23 protein-coding genes, 2 pseudogenes and 1 other annotated feature are annotated in these 25556 nt (G+C 57.4%); of the genes and pseudogenes, 14 read left to right on the forward strand and 11 right to left on the reverse strand.

Features of this window, described 5'->3' with window-relative positions:
• Nucleotides 1-41, forward strand: a sequence feature (DnaX frameshifting element). This feature is flagged as partial in the annotation.
• From ACW14G_RS16845 to adk, 5 genes are all read left to right on the forward strand, one after another.
• Nucleotides 1-647, forward strand: a 647-nt coding sequence (locus ACW14G_RS16845) for a DNA polymerase III subunit gamma/tau C-terminal domain-containing protein (RefSeq protein ID WP_455648691.1), incomplete at its 5' end; no start/stop codon positions are given. (Overlaps the previous feature by 41 nt.)
• Before the next feature lie 57 nt (nucleotides 648-704).
• Complete coding sequence (locus ACW14G_RS16850) at nucleotides 705-1034, forward strand: YbaB/EbfC family nucleoid-associated protein (RefSeq protein ID WP_064548013.1); 330 nt, start codon at nucleotides 705-707, stop codon at nucleotides 1032-1034.
• Nucleotides 1034-1639, forward strand: a complete 606-nt coding sequence (gene recR / locus ACW14G_RS16855; RefSeq protein ID WP_064548015.1) for a recombination mediator RecR — start codon at nucleotides 1034-1036, stop codon at nucleotides 1637-1639. The genes ACW14G_RS16850 and recR overlap by 1 nt, the downstream gene beginning before the upstream one ends.
• Nucleotides 1640-1746: 107 nt before the next feature.
• Entirely contained in the window at nucleotides 1747-3621 is a 1875-nt protein-coding gene (gene htpG / locus ACW14G_RS16860; protein WP_163445959.1) for a molecular chaperone HtpG, read from the forward strand.
• A gap of 233 nt (nucleotides 3622-3854) precedes the next feature.
• Complete coding sequence (gene adk / locus ACW14G_RS16865) at nucleotides 3855-4499, forward strand: adenylate kinase (RefSeq protein WP_014069168.1); 645 nt, start codon at nucleotides 3855-3857, stop codon at nucleotides 4497-4499.
• A gap of 19 nt (nucleotides 4500-4518) precedes the next feature.
• Here adk and ACW14G_RS16870 read toward each other — a convergent pair.
• A pseudogene (locus tag ACW14G_RS16870) lies at nucleotides 4519-4599 on the reverse strand (hypothetical protein); the annotation flags it as partial.
• Nucleotides 4600-4683: 84 nt separating this feature from the next.
• On the opposite strand from ACW14G_RS16870, the gene hemH reads away from it, so the two are divergent.
• Nucleotides 4684-5646 (forward strand): ferrochelatase, encoded by a 963-nt coding sequence (gene hemH, locus ACW14G_RS16875; RefSeq protein ID WP_249022204.1) that lies wholly within the window; start codon nucleotides 4684-4686, stop codon nucleotides 5644-5646.
• 63 nt (nucleotides 5647-5709) lie between these two features.
• A complete protein-coding gene (locus ACW14G_RS16880) occupies nucleotides 5710-7014 on the forward strand; it encodes an inosine/guanosine kinase (protein ID WP_163445961.1) in 1305 nt (434 codons plus the stop codon).
• A 102-nt stretch (nucleotides 7015-7116) separates the two neighbouring features.
• Here the strand turns inward: ACW14G_RS16880 and ybaL are convergent, their stop codons facing one another.
• Entirely contained in the window at nucleotides 7117-8793 is a 1677-nt protein-coding gene (ybaL, locus tag ACW14G_RS16885; RefSeq protein ID WP_064548024.1) for a YbaL family putative K(+) efflux transporter, read from the reverse strand.
• A 256-nt stretch (nucleotides 8794-9049) separates the two neighbouring features.
• On the reverse strand, nucleotides 9050-10270 hold the full coding sequence (locus tag ACW14G_RS16890) for an MFS transporter (protein WP_064548026.1): 1221 nt from the start codon (nucleotides 10268-10270) through the stop codon (nucleotides 9050-9052).
• A 174-nt stretch (nucleotides 10271-10444) separates the two neighbouring features.
• On the opposite strand from ACW14G_RS16890, the gene ushA reads away from it, so the two are divergent.
• The gene (gene ushA / locus ACW14G_RS16895) at nucleotides 10445-12097 is read left to right on the forward strand and encodes a bifunctional UDP-sugar hydrolase/5'-nucleotidase UshA (protein WP_163445962.1); all 1653 of its coding nucleotides are present in this window, start codon (nucleotides 10445-10447) and stop codon (nucleotides 12095-12097) included.
• Between the two features lie 66 nt (nucleotides 12098-12163).
• Here ushA and ybaK read toward each other — a convergent pair whose 3' ends face one another.
• The 3 genes from ybaK to copA all read right to left on the reverse strand — a co-directional run bounded on the left by ybaK (nucleotide 12164) and on the right by copA (nucleotide 16229).
• Nucleotides 12164-12643, reverse strand: coding sequence for a Cys-tRNA(Pro)/Cys-tRNA(Cys) deacylase YbaK (gene ybaK, locus ACW14G_RS16900; protein WP_035891819.1), 480 nt, complete (start codon nucleotides 12641-12643; stop codon nucleotides 12164-12166).
• 202 nt (nucleotides 12644-12845) lie between these two features.
• The gene (locus ACW14G_RS16905; RefSeq protein WP_249022203.1) at nucleotides 12846-13640 is read right to left on the reverse strand and encodes a TraB/GumN family protein; all 795 of its coding nucleotides are present in this window, start codon (nucleotides 13638-13640) and stop codon (nucleotides 12846-12848) included.
• Between the two features lie 87 nt (nucleotides 13641-13727).
• Nucleotides 13728-16229 (reverse strand): copper-exporting P-type ATPase CopA, encoded by a 2502-nt coding sequence (copA, locus tag ACW14G_RS16910; RefSeq protein ID WP_249022202.1) that lies wholly within the window; start codon nucleotides 16227-16229, stop codon nucleotides 13728-13730.
• A gap of 95 nt (nucleotides 16230-16324) precedes the next feature.
• On the opposite strand from copA, the gene cueR reads away from it, so the two are divergent.
• Nucleotides 16325-16735 carry a Cu(I)-responsive transcriptional regulator gene (gene cueR / locus ACW14G_RS16915; RefSeq protein ID WP_065356834.1) on the forward strand — a complete coding sequence of 137 codons (411 nt, stop codon included), beginning with the start codon at nucleotides 16325-16327 and terminating at the stop codon, nucleotides 16733-16735.
• A gap of 3 nt (nucleotides 16736-16738) precedes the next feature.
• Here the strand turns inward: cueR and ACW14G_RS16920 are convergent, their stop codons facing one another.
• Entirely contained in the window at nucleotides 16739-17200 is a 462-nt protein-coding gene (locus ACW14G_RS16920) for an NfeD family protein (RefSeq protein ID WP_167576456.1), read from the reverse strand.
• Nucleotides 17197-18114: an SPFH domain-containing protein gene (locus tag ACW14G_RS16925; protein WP_064548038.1), complete on the reverse strand. Its 918-nt coding sequence runs from the start codon at nucleotides 18112-18114 to the stop codon at nucleotides 17197-17199. Before ACW14G_RS16925 ends, ACW14G_RS16920 begins: the two co-directional genes overlap by 4 nt.
• 126 nt (nucleotides 18115-18240) lie before the next feature.
• Here ACW14G_RS16925 and fetA point away from each other — a divergent pair, with 126 nt between their 5' ends.
• Together fetA and fetB are read left to right on the forward strand one after the other, a co-directional pair.
• Nucleotides 18241-18912, forward strand: coding sequence for an iron efflux ABC transporter ATP-binding subunit FetA (gene fetA / locus ACW14G_RS16930; protein ID WP_249022201.1), 672 nt, complete (start codon nucleotides 18241-18243; stop codon nucleotides 18910-18912).
• The gene (fetB, locus tag ACW14G_RS16935; protein ID WP_163445969.1) at nucleotides 18905-19690 is read left to right on the forward strand and encodes an iron efflux ABC transporter permease subunit FetB; all 786 of its coding nucleotides are present in this window, start codon (nucleotides 18905-18907) and stop codon (nucleotides 19688-19690) included. Before fetA ends, fetB begins: the two co-directional genes overlap by 8 nt.
• Nucleotides 19691-19753: 63 nt before the next feature.
• On the opposite strand, the gene ACW14G_RS16940 is transcribed toward fetB, so the two are convergent.
• The 3 genes from ACW14G_RS16940 to tesA are packed head-to-tail and all read right to left on the reverse strand — an operon-like array spanning nucleotide 19754 to nucleotide 22090.
• Nucleotides 19754-20608 (reverse strand): co-chaperone YbbN, encoded by an 855-nt coding sequence (locus ACW14G_RS16940; protein WP_249022200.1) that lies wholly within the window; start codon nucleotides 20606-20608, stop codon nucleotides 19754-19756.
• A gap of 59 nt (nucleotides 20609-20667) precedes the next feature.
• Nucleotides 20668-21435: an SDR family oxidoreductase gene (locus tag ACW14G_RS16945; RefSeq protein ID WP_223804059.1), complete on the reverse strand. Its 768-nt coding sequence runs from the start codon at nucleotides 21433-21435 to the stop codon at nucleotides 20668-20670.
• A 22-nt stretch (nucleotides 21436-21457) separates the two neighbouring features.
• The gene (gene tesA / locus ACW14G_RS16950; protein ID WP_223804060.1) at nucleotides 21458-22090 is read right to left on the reverse strand and encodes a multifunctional acyl-CoA thioesterase I/protease I/lysophospholipase L1; all 633 of its coding nucleotides are present in this window, start codon (nucleotides 22088-22090) and stop codon (nucleotides 21458-21460) included.
• Between tesA and ybbA the strand changes: the two genes are divergently transcribed.
• From ybbA to ACW14G_RS16965, 3 genes and pseudogenes are all read left to right on the forward strand, one after another.
• On the forward strand, nucleotides 22058-22744 hold the full coding sequence (gene ybbA / locus ACW14G_RS16955) for a putative ABC transporter ATP-binding protein YbbA (protein ID WP_064548049.1): 687 nt from the start codon (nucleotides 22058-22060) through the stop codon (nucleotides 22742-22744). The two genes, tesA and ybbA, sit on opposite strands and share 33 nt — an antisense overlap.
• Entirely contained in the window at nucleotides 22741-25155 is a 2415-nt protein-coding gene (ybbP, locus tag ACW14G_RS16960; protein WP_249022199.1) for a putative ABC transporter permease subunit YbbP, read from the forward strand. Before ybbA ends, ybbP begins: the two co-directional genes overlap by 4 nt.
• A gap of 236 nt (nucleotides 25156-25391) precedes the next feature.
• A pseudogene (locus tag ACW14G_RS16965) lies at nucleotides 25392-25556 on the forward strand (porin); the annotation flags it as partial.

Here is a 25556-nt window from a genome sequence, read left to right on the forward strand (position 1 = left end):
AGAGTGAACCGGCAGCCGCTTCCCGCGCGCGGCCGGTGAATAACGCTGCGCTGGAAAGACTGGCTTCGGTGTCCGAACGCGTTCAGGCGCGTCCGGCGCCGTCCGCGTTGACCCAACCGGCGGCGAAAAAAGAGGCTTATCGCTGGAAAGCGACCACGCCGGTTGAAGAAGTCAAAAAAGAAGAAGTCGCCACGCCAAAAGCGTTGAAGAAAGCGCTGGAGCATGAAAAAACGCCGGAACTGTCGGCGAAGCTGGCGGCGGAATCATTAGAGCGCGACCCGTGGGCGGCGGAGGTCAGCCAGATGGCGCTGCCGAAGCTGGTCGAGCAGGTGGCGCTCAACGCGTGGAAAGAGCAGGACGGCAATGCGGTGTGCCTGCATCTGCGCCCGACGCAGCGGCACCTGAATTCGCCCGGCGCGAAGCAGAAGCTGGCCGAGGCGATGAGCAGTTTATACGGCGCGCCTGTTGAATTGACCATCGTGGAAGATGATAATCCGGCGGTGCGTACACCGCTGGAGTGGCGACAGGCCATTTATGAAGAGAAACTCGCGCAGGCGCGTGAGTCGATCATCGCGGATAATAACATTCAGACCCTGCGCCGATTCTTCGATGCGGACCTGGATGAAGAGAGTATTCGCCCCATTTGACCGCAAGCGCTGCTTACGGTCGTTATTCTTTAACGTGACCTACTGAGAGAGAAGCCTATGTTTGGTAAAGGCGGTCTGGGTAACCTGATGAAACAGGCCCAGCAGATGCAAGACAAAATGCAGAAAATGCAGGAAGAAATCGCCCAGCTGGAAGTCACCGGCGAATCTGGCGCAGGTCTGGTCAAAGTGACCATCAACGGCGCGCACAACTGCCGTCGCGTTGAAATCGACCCAAGCCTGCTGGAAGACGACAAAGAGATGCTGGAAGACCTGGTCGCTGCGGCGTTCAACGATGCGGCGCGCCGTATTGATGAAACCCAGAAAGAGAAAATGGCCTCTGTATCCTCCGGTATGCAGCTGCCGCCAGGCTTCAAGATGCCGTTCTGATGCAAACCAGTCCGCTGTTAACTCAGCTGATGGAAGCACTGCGCTGCCTGCCGGGCGTTGGCCCGAAGTCGGCGCAGCGCATGGCGTTTACCCTGCTGCAGCGTGACCGCAGCGGCGGGATGCGTCTGGCGCAAGCGTTAACCCGCGCGATGTCGGAAATCGGCCACTGCGCCGATTGCCGTACCTTCACCGAGCAGGAGGTGTGCAACATTTGTGCGAACCCGCGTCGCCAGGAAAACGGCCAGATCTGCGTGGTGGAGAGTCCGGCGGACATCTACGCCATTGAGCAGACCGGGCAGTTCTCCGGCCGCTACTTCGTGCTGATGGGGCATCTGTCGCCGCTCGACGGCATCGGCCCGGATGATATTGGCCTCGACCGCCTTGAGCAGCGTCTGGAAACGGAGCAGCTCACGGAGATTATCCTCGCCACCAACCCGACGGTGGAAGGGGAAGCCACGGCCAACTATATCGCTGAGCTGTGCGCGCAATATGGCGTTGAAGCCAGCCGTATCGCCCACGGCGTTCCGGTAGGCGGCGAGCTGGAGATGGTCGATGGCACCACGCTGTCGCACTCGCTGGCCGGTCGTCATAAGATTCGTTTTTAATCAAACGAGAGCAGGATTTTCTGCTCTCGCTTGAAATCCTCTCCACCCATCCCCATTTTCCTCTCATCGCTTTTTTTACCTTGTAATCACCATTGAGGTATTTTGCAATGAAAGGACAAGAAACACGTGGCTTTCAGTCAGAAGTAAAACAGCTTCTGCACCTGATGATCCATTCTCTGTATTCCAATAAAGAAATCTTCCTGCGTGAGCTTATCTCTAACGCTTCAGATGCTGCCGACAAGCTGCGCTTCCGCGCGCTGTCCAACCCGGATCTGTATGAGGGCGATGGCGAGCTGCGCGTACGCGTCTCCTTCGATAAAGATAAGCGTACGTTGACCATTGCCGACAACGGTATTGGTATGAATCGTGACGAGGTGATCGATCACCTTGGCACCATCGCTAAGTCCGGCACTAAGGCTTTCCTCGAATCCATGGGCTCAGACCAGGCGAAAGACAGCCAGCTGATCGGTCAGTTCGGCGTCGGTTTCTATTCCGCGTTTATTGTGGCGGATAAAGTTACCGTGCGCACCCGTGCGGCGGGCGATAGCGCAGAGAACGGCGTGTTCTGGGAATCCGAAGGCGCGGGCGAATACACCGTGGCCGACATCACCAAAGACGATCGCGGTACTGAAATTACCCTGCACCTGCGTGAAGGCGAGGACGAGTTCCTCGACGACTGGCGCGTACGTTCGATCATCAGCAAATACTCCGACCATATCGCGCTGCCGGTAGAAATTGAGAAATCCGAAGAGAAAGACGGCGAAACCGTGGTTTCCTGGGAGAAAATCAACAAAGCGCAGGCGCTGTGGACGCGTAATAAAGCTGAGCTGAACGACGACGAATACAAAGCGTTCTACAAGCACATCGCCCACGACTTTACCGACCCGCTGACCTGGAGCCACAACCGTGTAGAAGGTAAGCAGGAGTACACCAGCCTGCTGTACATTCCGTCGCAGGCGCCGTGGGATATGTGGAACCGCGATCATAAACACGGTCTGAAGCTGTACGTGCAGCGCGTCTTTATCATGGACGACGCCGAGCAGTTTATGCCGAACTACCTGCGCTTCGTGCGCGGGCTGATAGACTCCAACGATCTGCCGCTGAACGTCTCCCGTGAAATTTTGCAGGATAGCAACGTCACCCGTAACCTGCGTAACGCCCTGACCAAGCGCGTACTGCAGATGCTGGATAAGCTGGCGAAAGACGACGCCGAGAAGTATCTGACCTTCTGGAAACAGTTTGGTCTGGTGCTGAAAGAAGGTCCGGCGGAAGACCATGCTAACCAGGAAGCGATCGCCAAACTGCTGCGCTTTGCATCTACCCATACCGACACTTCCGAGCAGAACGTGTCGCTGGCCGACTACGTGTCGCGCATGAAAGAAGGGCAGGAGAAGATCTACTACATCACCGCTGACAGCTATGCCGCGGCGAAGAGCAGCCCGCACCTGGAACTGCTGCGTAAGAAAGGCATCGAAGTGCTGCTGCTTTCCGACCGCATCGATGAGTGGATGATGAACTACCTGACCGAGTTCGACGGCAAGCCGTTCCAGTCCGTTGCTAAAGCCGATGAGTCCATCGACAAGCTGGCGGATGAAGTGGACGAGAGCGCTAAAGAAGCAGAAAAAGCGCTGACCCCGTTCGTTGAACGCGTGAAAACCCTGCTGGGCGACCGTGTGAAAGAGGTGCGTCTGACTCACCGTCTGACTGACACCCCGGCCATCGTCACCACCGACGCCGATGAAATGAGCACCCAGATGGCGAAGCTGTTTGCCGCTGCGGGCCAGGCCGCGCCGGAAGTGAAGTACATCTTTGAACTGAACCCGGACCACGTGCTGGTGAAACGCACCGCGGATACCCAGGACGAAGGGCAGTTTAAAGAGTGGGTTGAACTGTTGCTTGACCAGGCGCTGTTCGCCGAGCGCGGTACGCTGGACGATCCTAACCAGTTTATCCGCCGCATGAACCAGCTGCTGGTGTCATAAACCTTACCCTCACCCTAAGCCTCTCCCTGAAAGGGAGGGGGACTGGCCCGGCGCTGGTATTCTCCCTCTCCCAGTGGGAGAGGGGCGGGGTGAGGGCATCAAACTGCTCCGTACGCAAAATATCTGACCATTAACCGTTTCAGCCGTCCCGCCTTCCTTGAGCCATCGCCGTTCTGGTGGTATCTTTTAGCGCTTTTTAAAAAATATTGACAACCTTTGAGGGGATTTTCGCAATGCGTATCATTCTGCTTGGCGCACCTGGCGCGGGTAAAGGAACTCAGGCACAGTTCATCATGGAGAAATATGGCATTCCGCAAATTTCCACCGGTGATATGCTGCGCGCCGCTGTTAAATCCGGCAGCGAGCTGGGCAAACAGGCTAAAGACATCATGGACGCCGGCAAACTGGTTACTGACGAACTGGTTATCGCGCTGGTCAAAGAGCGTATCGCTCAGGAAGACTGCCGCAACGGTTTCCTGCTGGACGGCTTCCCGCGCACCATTCCGCAGGCTGACGCCATGAAAGAAGCGGGCATCAACGTGGACTACGTTCTGGAGTTCGATGTTCCTGACGAACTGATCGTTGACCGTATCGTGGGTCGTCGCGTACACGCTGCTTCTGGCCGCGTTTACCACATCAAATTCAACCCGCCTAAGGTTGAAGGTAAAGACGACGTGACCGGCGAAGAGCTGACCACCCGTAAAGACGATCAGGAAGAAACCGTACGTAAGCGCCTGGTGGAATACCATCAGATGACCGCTCCGCTGATCGGCTACTACTCCAAAGAAGCGCAGGCGGGTAACACCAAATACGCGAAAGTTGACGGCACTCAGGCCGTGGCTGACGTCCGCGCAGAGCTGGAAAAAATTCTCGGCTAATGTTGTGCCGCCATCCGATGCCGGATGGCGGCGTAAACGCCTTATCCGATCTATGCCGTTCTGTAGGCCGGATAAGCGCAGCGCCATCAGGCAAAAATTCTCGCTTTACCTCTCACAGCAATTAGTTTTTCTTCCTCGCTTTTCCGCTACAATTATCAACAATTTGAATCGATAAGAGGCGGTAATGCATCATAAGAAACCTGGTATCCTGCTGGTTAACCTCGGCACTCCCGATGCTCCCACGTCTGAAGCCATTAAACGCTATCTGAAGCAGTTCTTAAGCGATAAGCGCGTCGTGGATACGCCTCGCCTGCTTTGGTGGCCGTTGCTGCGCGGCGTCATTCTGCCGATCCGCGCGCCGAGAGTGGCGAAGCTATATGAATCGGTATGGATGGAAGAGGGCTCACCGCTGCTGGTCTACAGCCGTCGTCAGCAGCAGGCGCTGGCGGCACGTCTGCCGGATGTGCCGGTGGTGCTGGGCATGAGCTATGGCACGCCATCGCTGCAAAGCGCGGTGGATGAACTGCTGGCGCAGGGCGTTGACCAGCTCATCGTGTTGCCGCTCTATCCGCAGTATTCCTGTTCCACCGTGGCTGCGGTGTGGGATGAACTGGCACGCATTCTGGCAACCAAACGCGCGATTCCGGGCGTCTCGTTTATTCGTGATTACGCGACCGATCGCCACTATATTCAGGCGCTGGCGGCGAGCGCACGGGCGTCATTTGAGCGTCACGGCGAGCCCGATCTCCTGCTGCTTTCCTACCACGGTATTCCTCAGCGTTATGCTAATGAAGGCGACGATTACCCGCAGCGCTGTCGTGACACCACGCGTGAACTGGTCTCCGCGTTGGGTATTTCGCCTGATAAGGTGATGATGACCTTCCAGTCGCGCTTTGGCCGCGAACCGTGGCTCACGCCGTATACCGACGAAACGCTCAAGATGCTCGCGGAAAAGGGCGTGAAACATATTCAGGTGATGTGCCCAGGTTTCTCTGCCGACTGCCTTGAGACGCTGGAAGAGATTGCGGTACAAAACTGCGAACTGTTCCTCGAGGCGGGCGGGCAGAAATATGAGTATATTCCGGCGCTCAATGACGATGCCGCGCATATCGAAATGATGGTGAATCTGACGGCGTCGTATCGCTAATCGCAAGCAGGCGGGGGAGTGTGCTACTATTCCCCGCTTGTTCCTAGTCATCCAGAAATCACCATGAAATTTCCCGGTAAACGCAAATCTAAACATTACTTCCCGGTGGACGCTCGCGATCCGCTGCTCCAGCAGATTCAACCTGAAAGTGAAACCAGTACCGCCTGGGTTGTCGGTATCGACCAGACGCTGGTGGATATTGAAGCCAAAGTCGACGATGCGTTTATTCAGCGCTACGGCCTGAGCGCCGGGCATTCGCTGGTGATTGAAGATGATGTCGCGGAAGCGCTATACCAGGAACTGGTACGCGAGAGCCTGATTACCCATCAGTTTGCCGGTGGCACCATCGGTAATACCATGCACAACTATTCGGTACTGGCGGACGACCGCTCGGTGCTGCTGGGCGTGATGTGCAGCAATATTGAAATTGGCGGCTATGCCTATCGTTACCTGTGTAATACCTCCAGCCGTACCGACCTCAACCATCTACAGGGTGTCGATGGCCCGATTGGCCGCTGCTTTACGCTGATCAGCGAAAGCGGAGAGCGTACTTTTGCTATCAGCCCAGGACACATGAACAAACTGCGTCCGGAAAGCGTGCCGGAATCGGTGATTGCCGGCGCCTCTGCGCTGGTGCTCACCTCCTACCTGGTGCGCTGCAAGCCGGGCGAGCCGATGCCGGACGCCACGATGCAGGCCATCGCCTACGCGAAGAAACACAATGTGCCAGTGGTGCTGACGCTGGGCACCAAGTTTGTGATTGCCGATAGCCCGGAATGGTGGCAGAGCTTTATTAAAGAGCACGTGTCGATTCTGGCGATGAACGAAGAAGAAGCGGAAGCGTTGACCGGCTTGAGCGACCCGTTACAGGCGGCGGATAAAGCGCTGGATTGGGTGGACCTGGTGCTGTGTACCGCCGGGCCGACCGGGCTGTATATGGCGGGCTTCACCGAAAACGAAGCCAAGCGCAAAACTCAGCACCCGCTGCTGCCGGGGGCCATTGCCGAGTTTAACCAGTACGAATTCAGCCGTGCGGTGCGCTATAAAGACTGTCAGGATCCGCTGCGCATCTACTCGCACATTGCGCCGTTTATGGGTGGCCCTGAGAAGATCATGAATACCAACGGCGCAGGTGACGGCGCGCTGGCGGCGCTGCTGCACGACATTACCGCTAACGCTTACCATCGCAGCAACGTGCCGAATTCCAGTAAGCACCAGCATAACTGGCTGACCTACTCGTCGCTGGCGCAGGTGTGTAAGTATGCTAACCGCGTGAGTTATCAGGTGCTGAACCAGCATTCGCCGCGTTTGACGCGCGGCCTGCCGGAGAAAGAAGATAGCCTCGAAGAGGCGTACTGGGAGCGGTAATATTGTTATTCAGGCCTACGTAAACGCGTAGGCCTGATAAGCGTAGCGCCATCAGGCACGCACATTGCCGGATGGCGGCTTTGCCTTATCCGGCTTACGATGCTATCCGCTAACAGCCTCACTCAACGGCGGATCGCTCAATAGCCCCAGCATGGTTTTCGCTATCTCACGCTCACCCATGACCACCTCATTGGCACCTCGTTCGCTGATATACGCGACTTCATCGTCGTAATGCGCACGGGCGATAATCTCAAGATGCGGATACTTCTCGCGGGCGCTGGCGACGATTTCTCCGGCCTCATAGCCGTTTGGAATGGTCAGCAGCAGCCAGCGGGCGCAGTCGAGATGCGCCAGCGTCATAATCTCTTCGTTGGCGGCATTACCCAGTACCGCGCGAATGCCGCGCTCGCGCAGTTCGTCCACGCGGGTACGGGAGGTTTCAATCACCACCAGCGGAATCCCTTGCGCCATCAGCTTCTCGCCGAGCAGGCTGCCGACGCGACCGTAGCCAACCAGCAGCGCGTGGTTACAGATATCTACCGGAATCTGTTTTTCATCTTCCAGCGCCTCTTCCAGGGTCTGTTCCTCAAGCGTTTCCGTTTTCTCGAGGTATTTCTCCAGCACGGAGAACAGCACCGGATTGAGCATAATGGAGAGAATCGCCCCCGCCAGCACCAGGTTTTGCCCGGCTTGCGGCAGCAGATCCAGCGCCATGCCCAGACCGGCGAGAATAAAGGCGAATTCGCCAATCTGCGCGAGGCTGGTGGCGATGGTCAGGGCGGTACGCTGGGAGTGGCCGAACAAACGCACCAGGCCAAACGCGGCGAGCGATTTACCGAAGATGATGATTGCCAGCGTTCCCAGTACCGCCAGCGGCTGCTCAATCAGAATCAGCGGATCAAACAGCATGCCGACGGAGACAAAGAACAGTACCGCAAACGCGTCACGTAGCGGCAGGGTATCGTGCGCCGCACGATGGCTCAGTTCGGATTCGTTCAGCACCATCCCGGCGAAGAACGCGCCCAGCGCGAACGAGACGTCAAACAGTTCTACCGCGCCGAAGGCGATGCCCAGCGCTAGCGCCAGTACCGAGAGCGTGAACAGTTCGCGAGAGCCGGTGGCGGCGCTGCGAGAGAGGATCCACGGCACCAGGCGGCGGCCAACCAGCATCATAATGGCGATAAACGCCACCACTTTACCGATGGTTATCGCCATATCGATAGCCAGCGAGGCGAAACCGATATTTTCTTTTTCCATCATTCCGGCGACGGCGGGCAGCAGCACCAGCGTCAGGACCATCACCAGATCTTCAACGATCAGCCAGCCGATGGCGATCTGCCCCCGCTGACTATCAATAAGCTGTCGTTCTTCTAACGCGCGCAGCAGCACCACGGTACTGGCGGTAGACAGGCACAGGCCAAAGACGATGCCGGTCATTATGGACCAGCCTAAGAAGGTGGAGAGCAGCATCCCGAGCAGGGTGGCGACCGCTATCTGCGCTATCGCGCCGGGTATGGCGATGGACTTTACCGCCATCAAATCTTTCAGTGAGAAATGGAGACCGACGCCGAACATCAGCAAAATAACGCCTAATTCCGCGAGTTCTGGTGCCAGTTTGGTATCAGCGACAAATCCTGGAGTAAAGGGTCCGGCCAGTACGCCCGCTAACAAATATCCTACCAGTGGAGAAATTCTTAACTTATTGGCAATCATGCCAAGGAAAAAAGCGAGCACAAGGCCACCAACAATGGTGGTGATTAGCGGTGTGGCGTGATGCATTCCGTCTCCTTTCGTCGTGATGCGTGGTCCCATTTTTGGCGCAGAGTGTCGCAACAGCCTGAAAACCAAAAAACCTCGTAATAGTTTATGACAATTTCCACTATTTTGTTTGTGAATAATTCTTGAATTTAGCTAAAAAATTGAATTTTTAAGAGTAAATGGCACAAAAATGAAAGTTGAATATGAGAAGTCAGAGACGACGCGCGGTAGCGGGGAGAAAGGTGGCAGCCAAAATGAAGGTTTGGCTGCCCGGAATTTAGTGTTTTTGGCGGTTATCAGGTAAGAATATGGTCAACATGCCAATAAGTGGTAGGAAAGCACATATTTTATAAACCAACTCGATACTGGTATGGTCGGCCACCAGCCCCAACACGGCGGCGCCAAGGCCACCCATGCCGAAAGCGAAACCGAAGAATAGCCCGGAAACCATCCCGATACGCCCCGGTAATAGCTCCTGCGCGTACACCAGAATGGCAGAAAACGCCGAGGCGAGGATAAATCCAATAATGACCGTTAAAATCCCGGTCCACCAAAGGGTCGCGTAGGGTAAAAGGAGGGTAAACGGCGCAACGCCGAGGATAGAGCCCCAAATCACATATTTACGGCCAATTTTGTCACCCACCGGCCCGCCAATGACGGTCCCTGCGGCAACCGCAAACAGGAAGGCGAATAAGTGAATCTGCGCATTTTGTACCGATAATCCGAATTTTTGCATCAGATAAAAGGTGTAGTAGCTGCTAATGCTCGCCATATAGAAGTATTTCGAGAAAATCAGCATCAGCAGGATGCAGACGGCAAGAATCACTTTGTTTTTCGGCAGCGGATTGATAATCGCAGCTTTCGGTTTGCCTTTCGCCATACGGTGCTGTGCCGCGTACCAGCGGCTGACCTGCGCCAGCACAACGATAGCCAACAGCGCCGCCAGCACAAACCAGGCCACGTTGCCTTTCCCGTACGGCGCAATGATAACCGCCGCCAGCAACGGCCCCAGCGAACTGCCGAAGTTACCGCCCACCTGGAAGATTGACTGCGCCAGGCCGTGACGGCCACCGGAGGCCATTCGCGCCACGCGGGATGATTCCGGATGGAACACCGATGAGCCAGTACCCACCAGCGCGGCGGCCAATAGCACCGTACCGAAGCTGCCCGCCAGCGCCAGCAGCACCAGCCCGCTCAGGGTAAAGCACATGCCCACCGGCAGCGACCACGGCATCGAACGCTTATCGGTGATGTAGCCGATGACCGGCTGGAAGAGGGACGATGTGAGCTGGAAGGTGAGGGTAATCATCCCAATCTGCACGAAGGTCAGAGAGAATTCGGACTGCAGCAGCGGATAAATCGCCAGAATCAGCGACTGAATCATGTCGTTGAGCAGGTGGGAGAGACTGATCGCTCCCAGGATACCGAATGAGGTACGGCCCTTTTGCGAAGACGCAGATGGGCCAGGCCGTGTAGGGCTGGTTTCAGTGATTGCCATAGATTCCACTTATATTTGGTAGTGCGATGTTGGAGATAAACGCTTTAATAATAATTATCAGACTAAGATACCTGTCTAAGACGTTTGAAGGAAGTCTCATTTCTGAAAACAAATTAGACTAATATTTCATAGCGTTGTAATTTCTGCGGTTGTTATTCACTCAGGGAGAGAAACATGCAATTCGTCAAACGAGGCGTGGCGCTGGCGATGCTGACGGCACTGTCGTTAGTCAGCCTGCCTTCACAGGCTTATCAGCAAGATAAAACCTATAAAATCACCATCCTGCATACCAACGATCACCATGGGCACTTCTGGCGCAGTGAATACGGCGAGTACGGTCTGGCCGCGCAAAAAACGCTGGTCGACGGCATTCGTAAGGAAGTCGCGGCTGAAGGCGGCAGCGTGCTGCTGCTGTCGGGCGGCGATATCAATACCGGGGTACCGGAATCAGACCTGCAGGACGCCGAGCCAGACTTCCGTGGCATGAATCTGGTGGGCTACGACGCGATGGCTGTCGGCAACCATGAGTTTGATAACCCGCTGAGCGTGTTGCGTCAGCAGGAAAAATGGGCCAAATTCCCGTTCCTCTCCGCCAATATTTACCAGAAAAGTACCGGTGAACGCCTGTTTAAACCGTGGGCGATCTTTAAACGCCAGGACCTGAAAATTGCCGTTATCGGTTTAACCACCGATGACACCGCCAAAATTGGCAACCCGGAATACTTCACCGATATTGAATTCCGCAAACCGGCGGAAGAAGCGAAGCTGGTGATTCAGGAGCTCCAGCAGAAAGAGAAGCCTGACCTGATTCTGGCCGCGACCCACATGGGCCACTACGATAACGGCGAACACGGTTCAAACGCGCCGGGCGACGTCGAGATGGCGCGCAGCCTGCCGACCGGCGCGTTAGCGATGATTGTGGGTGGTCACTCACAGGATCCGGTGTGCATGGCTTCGGAGAATAAAAAGCAGGTCGACTACGTGCCGGGCACCCCGTGTGCGCCAGATAAACAGAACGGTATCTGGATTGTGCAGGCCCATGAGTGGGGCAAATATGTGGGCCGCGCCGATTTCGAGTTCCGCAACGGCGAGCTGAAAATGGTGCACTATCAGCTGATCCCGGTGAACCTGAAGAAGAAAGTCACCTACGATAACGGGCAGAGTGAGCGCGTACTTTACACGCCGCAAATTCCGGAAAACCCGCAGATGCTCTCGCTGCTGACGCCGTTCCAGAGTAAAGGCAAGGCGCAGCTGGAAGTGAAAGTGGGCAGCGTGAACGGGCATCTGGAAGGCGACCGCAGCAAGGTTCGCTTCGTGCAGACCAATATGGGTCACCTGATTCTGGCAGCGCAGATGGCGCGTACCGGCGCCGACTTTGGCGTGATGAGCGGCGGCGGCATTCGTGATTCCATTGAAGCGGGAAATATCACCTACAAGAGCGTGCTGAAGGTGCAGCCGTTCGGTAACGTGGTGGTGTATGCCGATATGAGCGGTAAAGAGGTAGTGGAGTATCTGACCGCCGTGGCGCAGATGAAGCCCGATTCCGGCGCTTATCCGCAGTTTGCCAACGTCAGCTTTGTGGCGAAGAACGGCCAGCTTCAGGACCTGAAAATCAAAGGCGAACCGGTCGACCCGGCGAAAACCTATCGTCTGGCGACGCTGAGCTTTAACGCTACCGGCGGTGATGGCTACCCGAAAATCGACAACAAACCAGGGTATGTGAATACCGGGTTTATCGATGCCGAGGTGCTTAAGCAGTACATTGAGCAGAACTCGCCGCTGGATGTGAATGCTTACGAACCGAAAGGGGAAGTGAGCTGGCAGTAAGCTCGGGCGTTGTCCAATACCCTCTCCCTTTGGGGAGAGGGTTTAGGTGAGGGGAGAACCGTCTGTTTAATCCCGTCGCGCAATATCCGCAAACGTCGCGCCAAGAATTTTCGCTAAATCACCCGCCGCCAGCTCAATATCGAGCCCGCGTTTGCCGCCTGAAACATAAATCGAAGCAAATTCCTGCGACGGCGCATCAATCACCGTGGGCAGACGCTTTTTTTGCCCCAGTGGGCTAATGCCGCCGACCAGATAGCCGGTGACGCGCTGGGCCACCATCGGATCGGCCATATCGACTTTTTTCGCCCCTAAAGCCTTCGCGACCTTTTTTAAATCCAGCTGTCCGGCGACCGGCGTGACCGCTACCGCCAGCTGTTTCATATCGCCGTTCATCGCCACCAGCAGAGTTTTGTAAACCTGGTCAGCGTTCAGTCCTAATTTTCGCACCACCTCGTCACCAAAGTTCGTTTCATTCGGATCGTGATCGTAGGTATGAATGCTAAACGGAATCTTGTTCTTTTCGAGTAACTTAACCGCGGGAGTCATAACGTTCCTTCTTACTACAGACAGGGTATGCAGCCAGCATACGCCCTAAAACGGACTAAAAAATAGTATAATCTTGCGCAATAGGTATTGGCAGTTGCAGCAACTTTGAGCGACAATCGAAAGATCCGGAGTGATTACTTCGGGATAATAATAATGATGAAATTCCTCTTTGACGGGCCAATAGAGATATTGGCCATTTTTTTTATTTCAGCATCTCCGGCAGATTGCCTTCGCCATACAGATGAAGCGCTCCCACGGCGACCACATAGCGCCCCGGCGGCAGCGCCAGCAGCGCGTCGCGCCAGGCTTCATTTCGCTTCACCATCAGCACATCATACAGCGACTGACTAAAGGTATTGGGCAACGAAGTCCTGCCGTTCGTCGGTGGCTGCTCGAGCCACCAGCCGATCATCACCTGTAACAGTCGCGCGTTGGTGTGCCAGTGCGTCAGCGTATCGTCGAGCAGCGCCATGCCGCCGTCGGGCAACTGGCACAAAAGGCTGACCTGGCTGTCTGCGCCCTCCAGTTCTTGAACCGGCAGCGACGCCGCGCGCGCAGCCTGCAGCAACTGATAATCAATGCCGTAGTCCGGACGTAATCCCAGCCGCTGCGCCTGGGTGGCTTGCAGCACCATCGCTATCTGCCATAACGGCTGGTTATCAAAGCGGACCAGCGACATTCCTTGCTCGCTGACCCGTTTTTCCAGTTCGCTTAACTGTTCGGCACTCAGACGCTCGGCGAGTGGCGGGAATTCCGGCAGATTGCTGAACGGCGTTTCATTGCCGGAAATATCGGCTTCGACAATCAGCGCGTCGGCTTGATGCAGTTTCTTCACCAGCTTTGCCGGTAGGGGAGACATATCGCGTGTCCCCATATGAATGCTGCCGACCAGATGCAGGTGGCGGCCACCGGGCAGCGACACGTCGAGCGCTGGCCAGCCGTAAGGCGAACCGCGCAGGGTTCGCCATAGACGTTGTAGTTGATATAACAGACTCATCCGCGCTCCCTGGAAGGAAAATTCCATGCTAGCGCGCTGGGGAGAAAGGTGCAAACGCGCCCTGCCCGTTTCGGGCAGGACGGTGGGTCAGGCTTTAGGTTTAAAGCGCAGCAGGCGGTTGGCGTTGCTCACTACCGTAATGGAAGAGAGCGCCATTGCGGCTCCGGCAACGACCGGGTTGAGCAGCGTACCGGTCAGCGGCCAGAGGATCCCCGCGGCAATCGGAATGCCCAGCGAGTTATAGACGAAGGCGCCGAGCAGGTTCTGCTTCATATTGCGCAACGTGGCGCGGGAGATCGCCAGCGCATCGGCAACGCCCACCAGGCTGTGGCGCATCAGCGTAATCGCCGCGGTTTCAATCGCTACATCGCTGCCGCCGCCCATGGCGATACCGACGTCGGCCTGCGCCAGCGCCGGGGCATCGTTGATACCATCGCCGACCATTGCCACCTTCTGGCCCTGCGCCTGCAGGTCTTTAATCGCCTGCGCTTTACCGTCCGGCAGTACGCCGGCAATCACTTCATCAATGCCCGCCTCTTTGGCAATGGCGTTAGCGGTTACCGGGTTATCACCGGTCAGCATCACCAGTCGATAGCCTTCCTGATGCAGTCGCTGCAAGGCGGCGACGCTATCGCTACGCAGCGGATCGCGAATGGCGAACAGCGCGGCGGCTTGACCATCAATGGCGAGCAGTACCGGCGTGGCTCCCTGAGCCGCCTGCTGAGCCAGTTCGTTATCCAGCTCGCGGGTATCCACCTGCTGTTCGTGCATCAACGCCTGGTTGCCCAGCAGCAGCGTGTGTCCTTCGGTCTCGCCGCTGACCCCCAGCCCACGTAGCGTGCGGAACGCGGTGACCTGTGGCAACGTGTTATCGGCGGCTTTCTCCAGAATTGCACGCGCCAGAGGGTGGTTCGAACCTTGCTCCAGCGCGGCGGCCAGGCGCAGCGCGGTCGATTCACCGATCGCGCCGAGGGTTTTCACCGCGACAACCTGCGGCTTACCTTCGGTCAAGGTACCGGTTTTATCAAACACCAGCGTGGTCAGTTCACTGGCGCGCTGTAGCGCGTCGGCGTCGCGGACCAGCACGCCGTACTCTGCGGCGCGACCGACACCGGCAATAATCGACATCGGCGTAGCCAGACCCAGCGCACACGGACAGGCGATGATCAGCACCGTGGTAGCGATCACCAGGGTGTAGACAATCTGCGGCGCAGGGCCAAAGAAGTACCAGATGGCGGCGCTGAAAATGGCAATCGCCACCACCACCGGCACGAACACGGCGGAGATTCTATCCGCCAACTGGCCGATTTCCGGCTTGCTGCTCTGCGCCTGGCGCACCATTTTGATAATACGTGACAGAGTGGTATGGCTACCCACGGCGCTTGCGCGGAATAAGACTGAGCCGTCCTGCACCACCGTACCGGCGTGAATGCTGTCGCCGTCGCCTTTCTGTTGCGGAATCGGCTCGCCGGTCAGCATCGCTTCATCGAACCAGGCTTCGCCCTGGCTGATTTCGCCGTCGACGGGAACGCGGTCGCCGGTGGCGAGGCGCAGGATCATACCCGGCTGTACGTCGGCGAGCGGCACCGTTTTTTCACCGTCGTCGGTGACGACCCGCGCGGTGGGCGGCGTCAGGTCGAGCAATTTTTCCAGCGCTCGGGACGAACGCTGGCGCGCTCGCGCTTCCAGCATATGGCCAAGGTTAATCAGACCAATAATCATGGCGCTGGCTTCGTAATAGAGGTGGCGGGCTTCCATCGGGAACCACTGCGGCCACAGGTTGACGCTCATCGAATACAGCCAGGCGACACCGGTCCCGAGCGCCACGAGGGTATCCATCGTCGCGGTACGGTTCTTCAGGCTTTTCCATGCGCTGGTGTAAAAATGACCGCCGGCAAACACCATCACCGCCAGGGTGACGAGGCCGATAACCAGCCACAGCGAGCGGTTGTCGTCGGAGACCATCATATTGTCGCCGATCATGCCCCAGACCATGACTGGCACACCTACCAGCAGGGCGACGATCGCCTGCCAGCGAAAACGTTTCATGGTCGCCAGCGCGGTTTCCTGCTGACGTTCGCGGCGTTTAATATCGTCTTCAATGGCTTCTGCGCCGTAGCCGGCTTTCTCTACGGCCTGGACTAAATCGCTGGCGGACGCATGACCCATCACCAGGGCCGTGCGCTCCGCCAGGTTTACCCGTGCCTGGACCACGCCCGGTACCGCCTGCAAGGCATTCTGGACCCGGGAAACGCAGCTGGCGCAGCTCATACCGTTGATCAGCAGCTGTTGGCTGTCATCCAGTTCCTGTGCTGCCGGAAGCTCAGGGGAGGCCGCTGTCAGTGCTTCCGACGGGAGTGATGACTCTGCCAGCGGTTTAGCCTTTGGGTGGCTGAGCTCCGCGCCGTAACCGGCTTGTTTGATGGTGTCAATCAACGCCTCGGCGCTCGCGCTGCCGGTAACGTGCGCCGCATCGATGGTCACTTCCGCATGGTCAACGTCAGGACGCTGCTCCAGGCTCTCCTTCACGCGTTTGACGCAGTGGCCGCAGGACAGACCGTCCAGCGCCAGATCGATAGTTTGAGACATATTCCTCTCCTCAATTGATGGGTGACCAAATTCATCTTTTGGTCTACAGTGAGAAAGGTTAAACCTTCCAGCAAGGGGAAGGTCAAGGGGGAAACGTGAATATCAGTGATGTTGCCAAAAAAACCGGTTTGACCAGCAAAGCCATTCGCTTTTATGAAGAGAAGGGGCTGGTGACGCCGCCGCTGCGCAGCGAGAACGGCTACCGCAGCTACACGCAAAAGCATCTGGATGAGTTTACGCTGCTGCGCCAGGCGCGGCAGGTTGGGTTTAATCTGGAAGAGTGCGGCGAGCTGGTGAATCTGTTTAACGACCCGAAACGCCACAGCGCCGACGTCAAAGCCTATACGCTACAGAAAGTGGCGGATATTGAGCGCCACATCAGCGATCTGCAGGCGATGCGCGAGCAGCTGTTGTCGCTGGCGGCATCCTGCCCGGGGGATGACAGCGCCGACTGCCCGATTATTGATAATCTTTCCGGCTGCTGCCATCGTAAAGCCCAGGTTTGACGACTAACGAGGAGGGGAGAGCCTGATACGCAGGACGATCCCTTCCACCGCAATCACCTCAACGTTGCTGCCCGCGGGCAGATCCTCGTCGGCGCGGACCGGCCACGAACTGTCGCCGACGCGCATATGGCCGCGTCCGTTGACCAGCGCGTTGTCTAAGGTAAACCGCTGCCCCAGCAACTGCTGTCCACGCTGGTTAAGCTGACTTTCCGCCGGGCGCTGTCTGTCGCCCCGACGGCTGAGCCACTTCCACCACAGCCAGGCTGCCAGTAGCGTCAGCACCGCAAACAGCGTCCCCTGCCATGCCCACTCGAGCGGCAGCACCCAGGTTATCAGCCCGGTAGCCGCAGCAGCCACGCCGCTCCACAGCAAATAGCCGCTACCGCCGAGCATTTCTGCCGCCAGCAGCAGGCCGCCGAGGCTCAGCCAGAAGATATGTGGGTGCGCCAGCACCAGCGCGATCATGATGATTTCCGGTCGCGGCTGCTGTCTTTAATCAGCTCGGCAACCCCGGCGATAGACCCCATCAAGCTGCTGGCATCCAGCGGCATCATCACCACTTTGCTATTATTCGCCGAGCCAATCTGCTGGAGGGCATCGGTGTATTTTTGCGCCACAAAGTAGTTAATCGCCTGAATATCCCCGGCGGCAATCGCTTCAGAGACCATTTTGGTGGCGCGCGCTTCCGCTTCTGCGGAACGCTCGCGGGCCTCTGCCTGCAGGAACGCGGACTGACGCTCGCCCTCGGCGGTGAGAATCTGCGCCTGTTTTTCACCTTCGGCTTTGACGATCTGCGCCTGGCGGATCCCTTCAGCTTCCAGGATATAGGCACGCTTGGTACGCTCGGCCTTCATCTGCGCGTTCATCGCGTCGATAAGCTCTGCCGGTGGGCGCACGTCGCGAATCTCAATACGGGTGATTTTAATCCCCCACGGATTGGTGGCTTCGTCGACAATATGCAGCAGGCGGGTATTGATGTTATCGCGCTGGGAGAGCATTTCGTCGAGCTCCATGGAACCGAGCACGGTACGAATGTTGGTCATCGTCAGGTTGATGATCGCCAGTTCCAGGTTGCTGACCTCGTACGCCGCTTTTGGCGCGTCGATCACCTGAATAAAGCACACGGCGTCGATGGCGACGTTGGCGTTGTCTTTAGAGATAACTTCCTGCGATGGAATATCGAGGACCTGCTCCATCATATTGATTTTGCGGCCAATACGATCCATAAACGGCACGACAAGACTTAAGCCTGGATGCAGGGTTTTGGTGTAGCGGCCAAAACGTTCAACCGTCCACTGATAGCCCTGCGGGACGATTTTGACCCCCGCGGCGACGACTACCAGTGCGACGAAGATAAGAATAGGGATAAACACCAGCATAAAACCTCCTGTTTTACTGTCCGTAACTGCAATAAGTATATCGGCTCTGGCGGTGAAATTCGCCCCCTGAAATTAATTGGCGTTACACTACAAGAGATAAAAGAAAAAACAGGGCAAAGAAAGGCAATGAAGGAAAATAGCGCGATTCTACAGCTTACGCAGGTAAGCTTTCATATTGGCAAGAAAACGGTCCTTGAGAATATCAATCTTAGCGTGGCCCCCGGTGAATTTAAGCTCATCACCGGCCCGTCAGGCTGCGGTAAAAGCACTTTATTAAAAATCATCGCTTCGCTCCTTTCACCGAGCGGCGGACACATTCTGTTTGCCGGGCAGGATATCAATACCCTGTCGCCGGAAGCCTATCGCCAGCAGGTTTCTTACTGCGCGCAGACGCCCGCGCTGTTTGGCGATACGGTTTACGACAACTTGATTTTCCCCTGGCAAATCCGTAATCAGCAGCCGGATCCCGATCGTTTTCTGGGCCAGTTGTCGCGCTTTGATCTGGCGGAAGATACGCTGTCAAAATCGATTAATGATCTGTCAGGTGGGGAAAAACAGCGGGTTTCGTTGATTCGCAATCTACAATTTTTGCCCAAGGTTTTATTGCTCGATGAAATTACCAGCGCGCTGGATGAGCAAAATAAAAAGAACGTCAATGAGATTATTCATCAGTATGTCCGCGAGCAAAACGTCGCCGTGCTGTGGGTCACCCATGATAAAGATGAAATTAGCCATGCGGATGAAGTGATTACGCTGCCATCCCATCAGGAGAGCGTCAGGGAGTTACGTCATGAATAACGAACATATTATTACGAACCAATCACTGGCGCTGTCGATGGTGCTGGTGCTGGTGGCGATTCTGGTGAGCTACCGGGAAAAGCTGGCGCTGGAAAAAGACATCATCTGGAGTATCTGCCGGGCGGTGGTGCAGCTGATCATTGTCGGCTACGTGCTGAAGTATATTTTCAACGTTAACCATGCGGTGTTGACGCTGCTGATGGTGCTGTTTATCTGCTTTAACGCAGCGTATAACGCGCAAAAGCGCAGTAAGTATATCGATAAAGCCTTCGTATCGTCGTTTATCGCCATTACCACCGGGGCCGGGCTGACGCTGGCGGTGCTGGTTTTTTCCGGCTCGATTGCCTTTGTGCCAATGCAGGTGATCCCGATTTCCGGGATGATCGCCGGTAACGCCATGATTGCGGTGGGGCTGTGCTACAACAACCTCGGTCAGCGCTTTAGCGCCGAGCAGCAGCAAATTCAGGAAAAACTGAGCCTGGGGGCGACGCCGAAAATGGCCTCCGCGCGATTGATTCGCGAGAGCATTCGCGCGTCGTTAATTCCGACCGTGGATTCGGCGAAAACCGTGGGGCTGGTGAGCTTACCGGGGATGATGTCGGGGCTGATTTTTGCTGGTATCGACCCGGTGAAGGCGATTAAGTATCAGATTATGGTCACTTTTATGCTGCTTTCGACCGCCAGCCTGTCGACCATTATTGCCTGCTATCTGACCTATCGGAAGTTTTATAACGCCCGTCACCAGCTGGTGGTGACGCAGTTGAAGAAGCGCGCGTAGCGCATAGTGAAACGTCGGCCTGCCAGGCGTAGCGCCATCAGGCCGACAAGATAACGCTCGCTGTTAGTACAGCAGCGAATACAACTGGCGGCGGTACTTCGACGCCAGCGCGTCGCCGGTGCCCAGCGCAGCCAGAATTTCCTGCAACATTTTGCGCGCCTGACCATCGGCCGCGCCTAAATCTTTACGCAGATGGCTGAACAGCAGTTCCAGCGCCTCTTCGTTACGCCCAACCTGATGCAGCTGCAGCGCCAGCTTCGAGGCCAGCGCCGCGTCGTCCGGGTTTTGCTCTACTTGTTGTTGCAGTTGCTGAATCTCCGGCGTATCCGCCGCCTGCTTCAACAGCTCAATCTGCGCGACCAGCCCCTGATAGCGGGTATCCTGATCCTGCATCGGAATGGTTTTCAGCACCGCTTCCGCGTCTTCAGAGCGATTGAGCGCAATCTGCGTTTCCGCCAGCAGCAGGCCGATCTGGCTGTCCTGGCCGGAAAGCTGCCAGGCGTCTTTCAGCAGCGGCAGCGCTTCGGCGTGCTTACCTTCCTGAATCAGCGCCAGCGCCTCTTGCGCCTTCAGCTCTTCTTCACGCGGCAGCACTTTATCGAGCAGCGCGCGAATGGCCTCTTCCGGCTGCGGGCCCTGGAAGCCGTCAACCGGCTGGCCGTTCTGGAACAGGTAGACGGTCGGGATGGCGCGCAGGCCAAACTGTGAGGCGACCATCTGCTCGGCGTCGCAGTCGACCTTCGCCAGAATAAACTGACCGTTATACTGCGCCGCCAGATTTTCCAGCACCGGCGTCAGCTCCTGGCAGTGCTGGCTGCGCTCGGACCAGAAGTAGAACAGCACCGGCGTGGCAACGGATTGTTCCAGCGTCTGGTGCAGGTTAGCTTCAGTAATGTTTACAATATTCTGTACGGACATGAGTCATTCTCTGTAGTCGGTTTGTATTCGAGATGGGGGCAAAAGCGCACGCTTCAACGTTACCCCTGCAGAATTTTGTCCATGACGCGCCCCGGCAGCAGGCGTTTTAGCCAGCATACGGCATGGGTGACCAGGGTGACCGGGTAGCGTAATTTCGGCTTATCGCTGATAAAGGCGTGACGCACCTTTTCTACCACCGCGTCCGGGCCGAGCGTAAAACGAGCCGCAATACCCGGGTTTTCCACCGCCTGGTCGCTGGTCTGGTTCACGTTGTCGGTAAAGCGGGTGCGAATCGGGCCGGGTTCGATCAGGCTGACCTTGATGCCGGAATGACGCAGCTCCATGCGCAGCGCGTCGGACCACGCCTCCAGCGCATATTTGCTGGCCGCATAGGCGCCGCGGCCCGGCGTGGAAATCAGCCCCATCACCGAGGAGGTCATCACGATGCGCCCCTCGCCGTGAGGCACCATGGCGGGCAGCAGACGCATGGTAAGCTGATGAGCGCCAAAGAAGTTGGCGGAAAATTGCTGCTCCATCTGCTCACGGCTGATGCTGGTCAACGGGCCGTAGACGCCATAGCCCGCGTTGTTAAACAGGCCGAACAGGCGATTATGGGTGAGCGCGATGACCTCTTCGGCGGCGGCATCGATGCTTTCCGGGCTGTCGAGGTCGAGCAGCACGCCGGTGAAGCCCATGCCGTTCATCCGCTTCACATCCTCAGGTTTACGACAGGCGGCGAGCACGCGAAACCCCTGACGCTTCAGCTCAAGCGCGCTTTCCAGGCCAATGCCGCTGGAACATCCTGTAATTAAGACCGATTTTTGCATAACTTTACCTGAAGACACCGCTTTACTTTCCGGCGTCGTGATTAACTAATGGAGCCAGACGTGTCGCCATCCAGTCGGCAATAAACGGCTGGGCGTCACGGTTGGGATGAATGCCGTCATCCTGCATCCACTGCGGCTTAAGGTAGACCTCTTCCATAAAGAAGGGCAGCAGTGGAATAGTGAATTCGCTGGCGAGTTTCGGATAAACCGCGCTAAACGCCTCATTATAGCGGCGTCCGTAGTTTGCGGGCAGACGAATTTGCATTAACAGTGGCTGGACGTTAGCGGCTTTGATCTGCTGCAAAACGGTGCGCAGGGTCTGTTCAATCTGCTGCGGTGGAAATCCGCGCAGGCCGTCGTTGCCGCCAAGCTCGACCAGCACCCAGCGCGGCTGGTGCTGTTTCAGCAATGCGGGCAGGCGCGCCAGCCCCTGCTGGGCGGTGTCGCCGCTGATGCTACCGTTGATGACCGTGATATCAGGCTGCCACTTGTCGTTAAGCAGGGCAGGCCAGGCGGCAGTACCCGCCATGCGATAGCCCGCGCTCAGGCTATCGCCAAGAACTAACAGCGTGTCCGCCGCCGCGGCGCGAAGGCTAAACAGTATTAAAAACAGGAAAGGCAAATGCCAGCGGAAAACGTACTTGAAGTGCATCATCTTAAGAAATCCGTCGGTCAGGGGGAGCATGAGCTTTCCATCCTTACCGGAGTTAACCTGATTGTCAAACCGGCGCAAACCCTTGCTTTAATTGGCGAGTCGGGTTCCGGCAAGTCGACGCTGCTGGCGATTCTTGCCGGGCTGGACGATGGCAGCAGTGGCACGGTGAAGCTCTTAGGCCAGCCGCTGGATAACATGGACGAAGAGGCTCGGGCACGCCTGCGCGCTCAGCATATCGGCTTTGTGTTTCAATCTTTTATGTTGATACCGACCCTCAACGCGCTGGAAAACGTCGAGCTACCGGCGCTGCTGCGCGGTGAAAGCGACGCGCAAAGCCGACAGGGGGCAAAAGCGCTGCTGGAACAGCTCGGGCTTGGCAAACGTCTACAGCATCTTCCCGCCCAGCTTTCCGGCGGTGAGCAGCAGCGCGTGGCGCTGGCCCGCGCGTTCAACGGCCGCCCGGATTTGCTGTTCGCCGATGAGCCAACCGGTAACCTCGACCGCCATACCGGCGACAAAATTGCCGACCTGCTGTTTTCGCTCAACCGCGAACACGGCACCACGCTGATTCTGGTTACCCATGACGCTCAGCTGGCCGCCCGCTGTGACCGCCGTCTGCGTCTGGTCGACGGGCAGCTCCGGGAGGAAGCATGATTTTACGCTGGTTCTGGCGAGAATGGCGCTCGCCGTCGCTGCTGATTGTTTGGCTGGCGCTAAGCCTGGCGGTGGCCTGCGTGCTGGCGCTGGGCAGTATCAGCGACCGAATGGACAAAGGGCTTAATCAGCAAAGCCGCGAATATATGGCGGGTGACCGGGTGCTGCGCAGCTCGCGTGAAGTGCCGCGCGAATGGCTGGAAAAAGCCCGTGCGCTGGGGCTGACGGTGGGCGAACAGATTAACTTCTCCACCATGACCTGGGCGGGTGATACCCCGCAGTTGGCGGATGTGAAGGCGGTAGACGATAGCTACCCGCTGTATGGCGTTCTGGAAACCACCCCGGCCAGCCTGAAGCCCGCCGCCGGCACGGTACTGCTGGCGCCGCGTCTGCTGGCGCTGCTGAACCTGAAAACCGGCGACAATATCGATGTTGGCGATGCCACGCTGCGTATCGCCGGGGAGATTGTGCAGGAGCCGGACAGCGGCTTTAACCCGTTCCAGATGGCTCCGCGCCTGATGATGAACCTGGCCGACGTGGCGAAAACCGGCGCGGTGCAGCCCGGTAGCCGGGTGAGCTGGCGCTATATGTTCGCTGGCAATGCGGCGCAGCTGGCGAGCTATGAAAGCTGGCTGCTACCGCAGCTCAAACCTGAGAACCGCTGGATCGGGCCGGATCAGGACGACGGCGCGTTGGGCAAATCGTTGCAGCGTTCCCAGCAATTTTTACTGTTGTCGGCATTGCTGACGCTGCTGCTGGCGGTGGCTGCCGTGGCGGTGGCGATGGGGCACTACTGCCGCAGCCGCTACGATCTGGTGGCCATCCTCAAAACGCTGGGGGCAGGGCGCGCGCAGCTGCGTAAGCTGATTATCGGCCAGTGGCTGCTGTTGCTGGCGCTCTCCGCGCTGGCGGGCGGCGCGATGGGGCTGTTGTTTGAATCTATCTTACTGACTCTGCTGAAGCCGGTGCTGCCCGCGGCGCTGCCCGCCGCCAGCGCCTGGCCGTGGCTGTGGGCAGTGGGGTCGATGACGGTGATTTCCCTGCTGGTGGGACTGCGCCCGTACCGATTGCTGCTGGCGACGCAACCGCTGCGCGTATTGCGCCAGGATATTGTTGCCAACGTCTGGCCGCTGAAAATTTACCTGCCGCTGGTGAGCGGGGTCACTGTCCTGCTGCTCGCCTGGCTGATGGGCGGCAGCCCGCTGCTGTGGTCGGTGCTGGCCGGGGCGGTGGTGTTGGCGGCGCTGTGCGGCCTGGTGGGCTGGCTGCTGCTGAAGGTTCTGAAACGCCTGACCTTGCGCGCGCTGCCGCTGCGTCTGGCGGTGAACCGCCTGCTGCGTCAACCGTGGTCGACGCTGAGCCAACTGGCGGCTTTCTCGCTGTCGTTTATGCTGTTGGCGCTGCTGCTGGTGCTGCGCGGCGATCTGCTGGATCGTTGGCAACAGCAGTTGCCGCCGGAAAGTCCGAACTATTTCCTGATCAATATCGCGCCGGAGCAGGTCAGTGAGGTGAAAACGTTCCTTGCCGAGCACCAGGTGATACCGGCGGCGTTCTACCCGATTGTCCGCGCACGGCTGACGCAGATTAACGGTCAGAGTACCGAAGGCAATAAGGATGAGTCGCTCAATCGCGAGCTGAACCTGACCTGGCAAAACCAGCGACCGGCGCATAACCCGCTGGTGGCGGGAAGCTGGCCGCCAAAGGCCGGGGAGGTCTCAATTGAAGAGGGATTGGCGCAGCGCTTGAAGATTGATCTGGGCGATAGCGTCACATTCACCGGCGACACGCAGGACTTTACCGCCAAAGTGAGCAGTATCCGCAAGGTCGACTGGGAGAGCCTGCGGCCAAACTTCTTCTTTATCTTCCCCGACGGCGCGCTGGACGGTCAGCCGCAGAGTTGGCTGACCAGCTTCCGCTGGGATCGCGGCAACACGCTGTTGACGCAGCTTAACCGCGAGTTCCCGACGGTCAGCCTGCTGGATATTGGGGCGATATTAAAGCAGATCGGCCAGGTGCTGGCCCAGGTAAGCCGCGCGCTGGAGGTGATGGTGGTGCTGGTGACGGCCTGCGGCGTGCTGCTGCTGTTGGCGCAGGTGCAGGTGGGGATGCGTCAGCGTCATCAGGAGCTGGTGGTGTATCGCACCCTCGGGGCAGGAAAGTCGCTGCTGCGAATGACGCTGTGGGCCGAGTTTGCCCTGCTGGGGGCGATTTCCGGCCTGGTGGCAGCCATCGGAGCCGAAACCGCGCTGGCGATGCTGCAAACTCACGTGTTTGATTTCCCGTGGTCGCCGGATTGGCGTCTGTGGGTATCGTTGCCGTTGTGCGGGGCGTTCCTGCTGTCGCTGTGCGGCGGCGGTTTGGGCCTGCGCCTGCTGAAGGGGCGGGCGCTGTTCCGCCAGTTCTCAAGTTAATTCTGTCCTGACGTTACCCGGCGGAGCACAGCAATGCCGGGTAACCGCCATCACGCTTCCTCGCTTTTCGTCGAAATCGCTCATCCTTTCATCATGTTGCCTGTTTTACGGCACCTTTCGGTAATTCTGGAAACCTAAAGCGCACGTTTCATTAAAAATCAGCGAGGTGGAATTTATTAATAAACGATAATATTTGTTAGCCAGATAGTTGGCTATAAATCTATCAAGGAAAAATAATGACTATAAAAATGAAAGCACTGGCGTTATCGATCGGTGCTGCAGTGGCTTTAACGTCTTTCGCATCCCAGGCTGAAATTACCCTGCTCAAGCAGGATCCGCAGGCCGGGAACCCGCTTAGCCGTCTGAACTTCACCGTGGGCGGGAGTATTCGTCCGCAGTTC

This window comes from Kluyvera sp. (assembly GCF_965301105.1).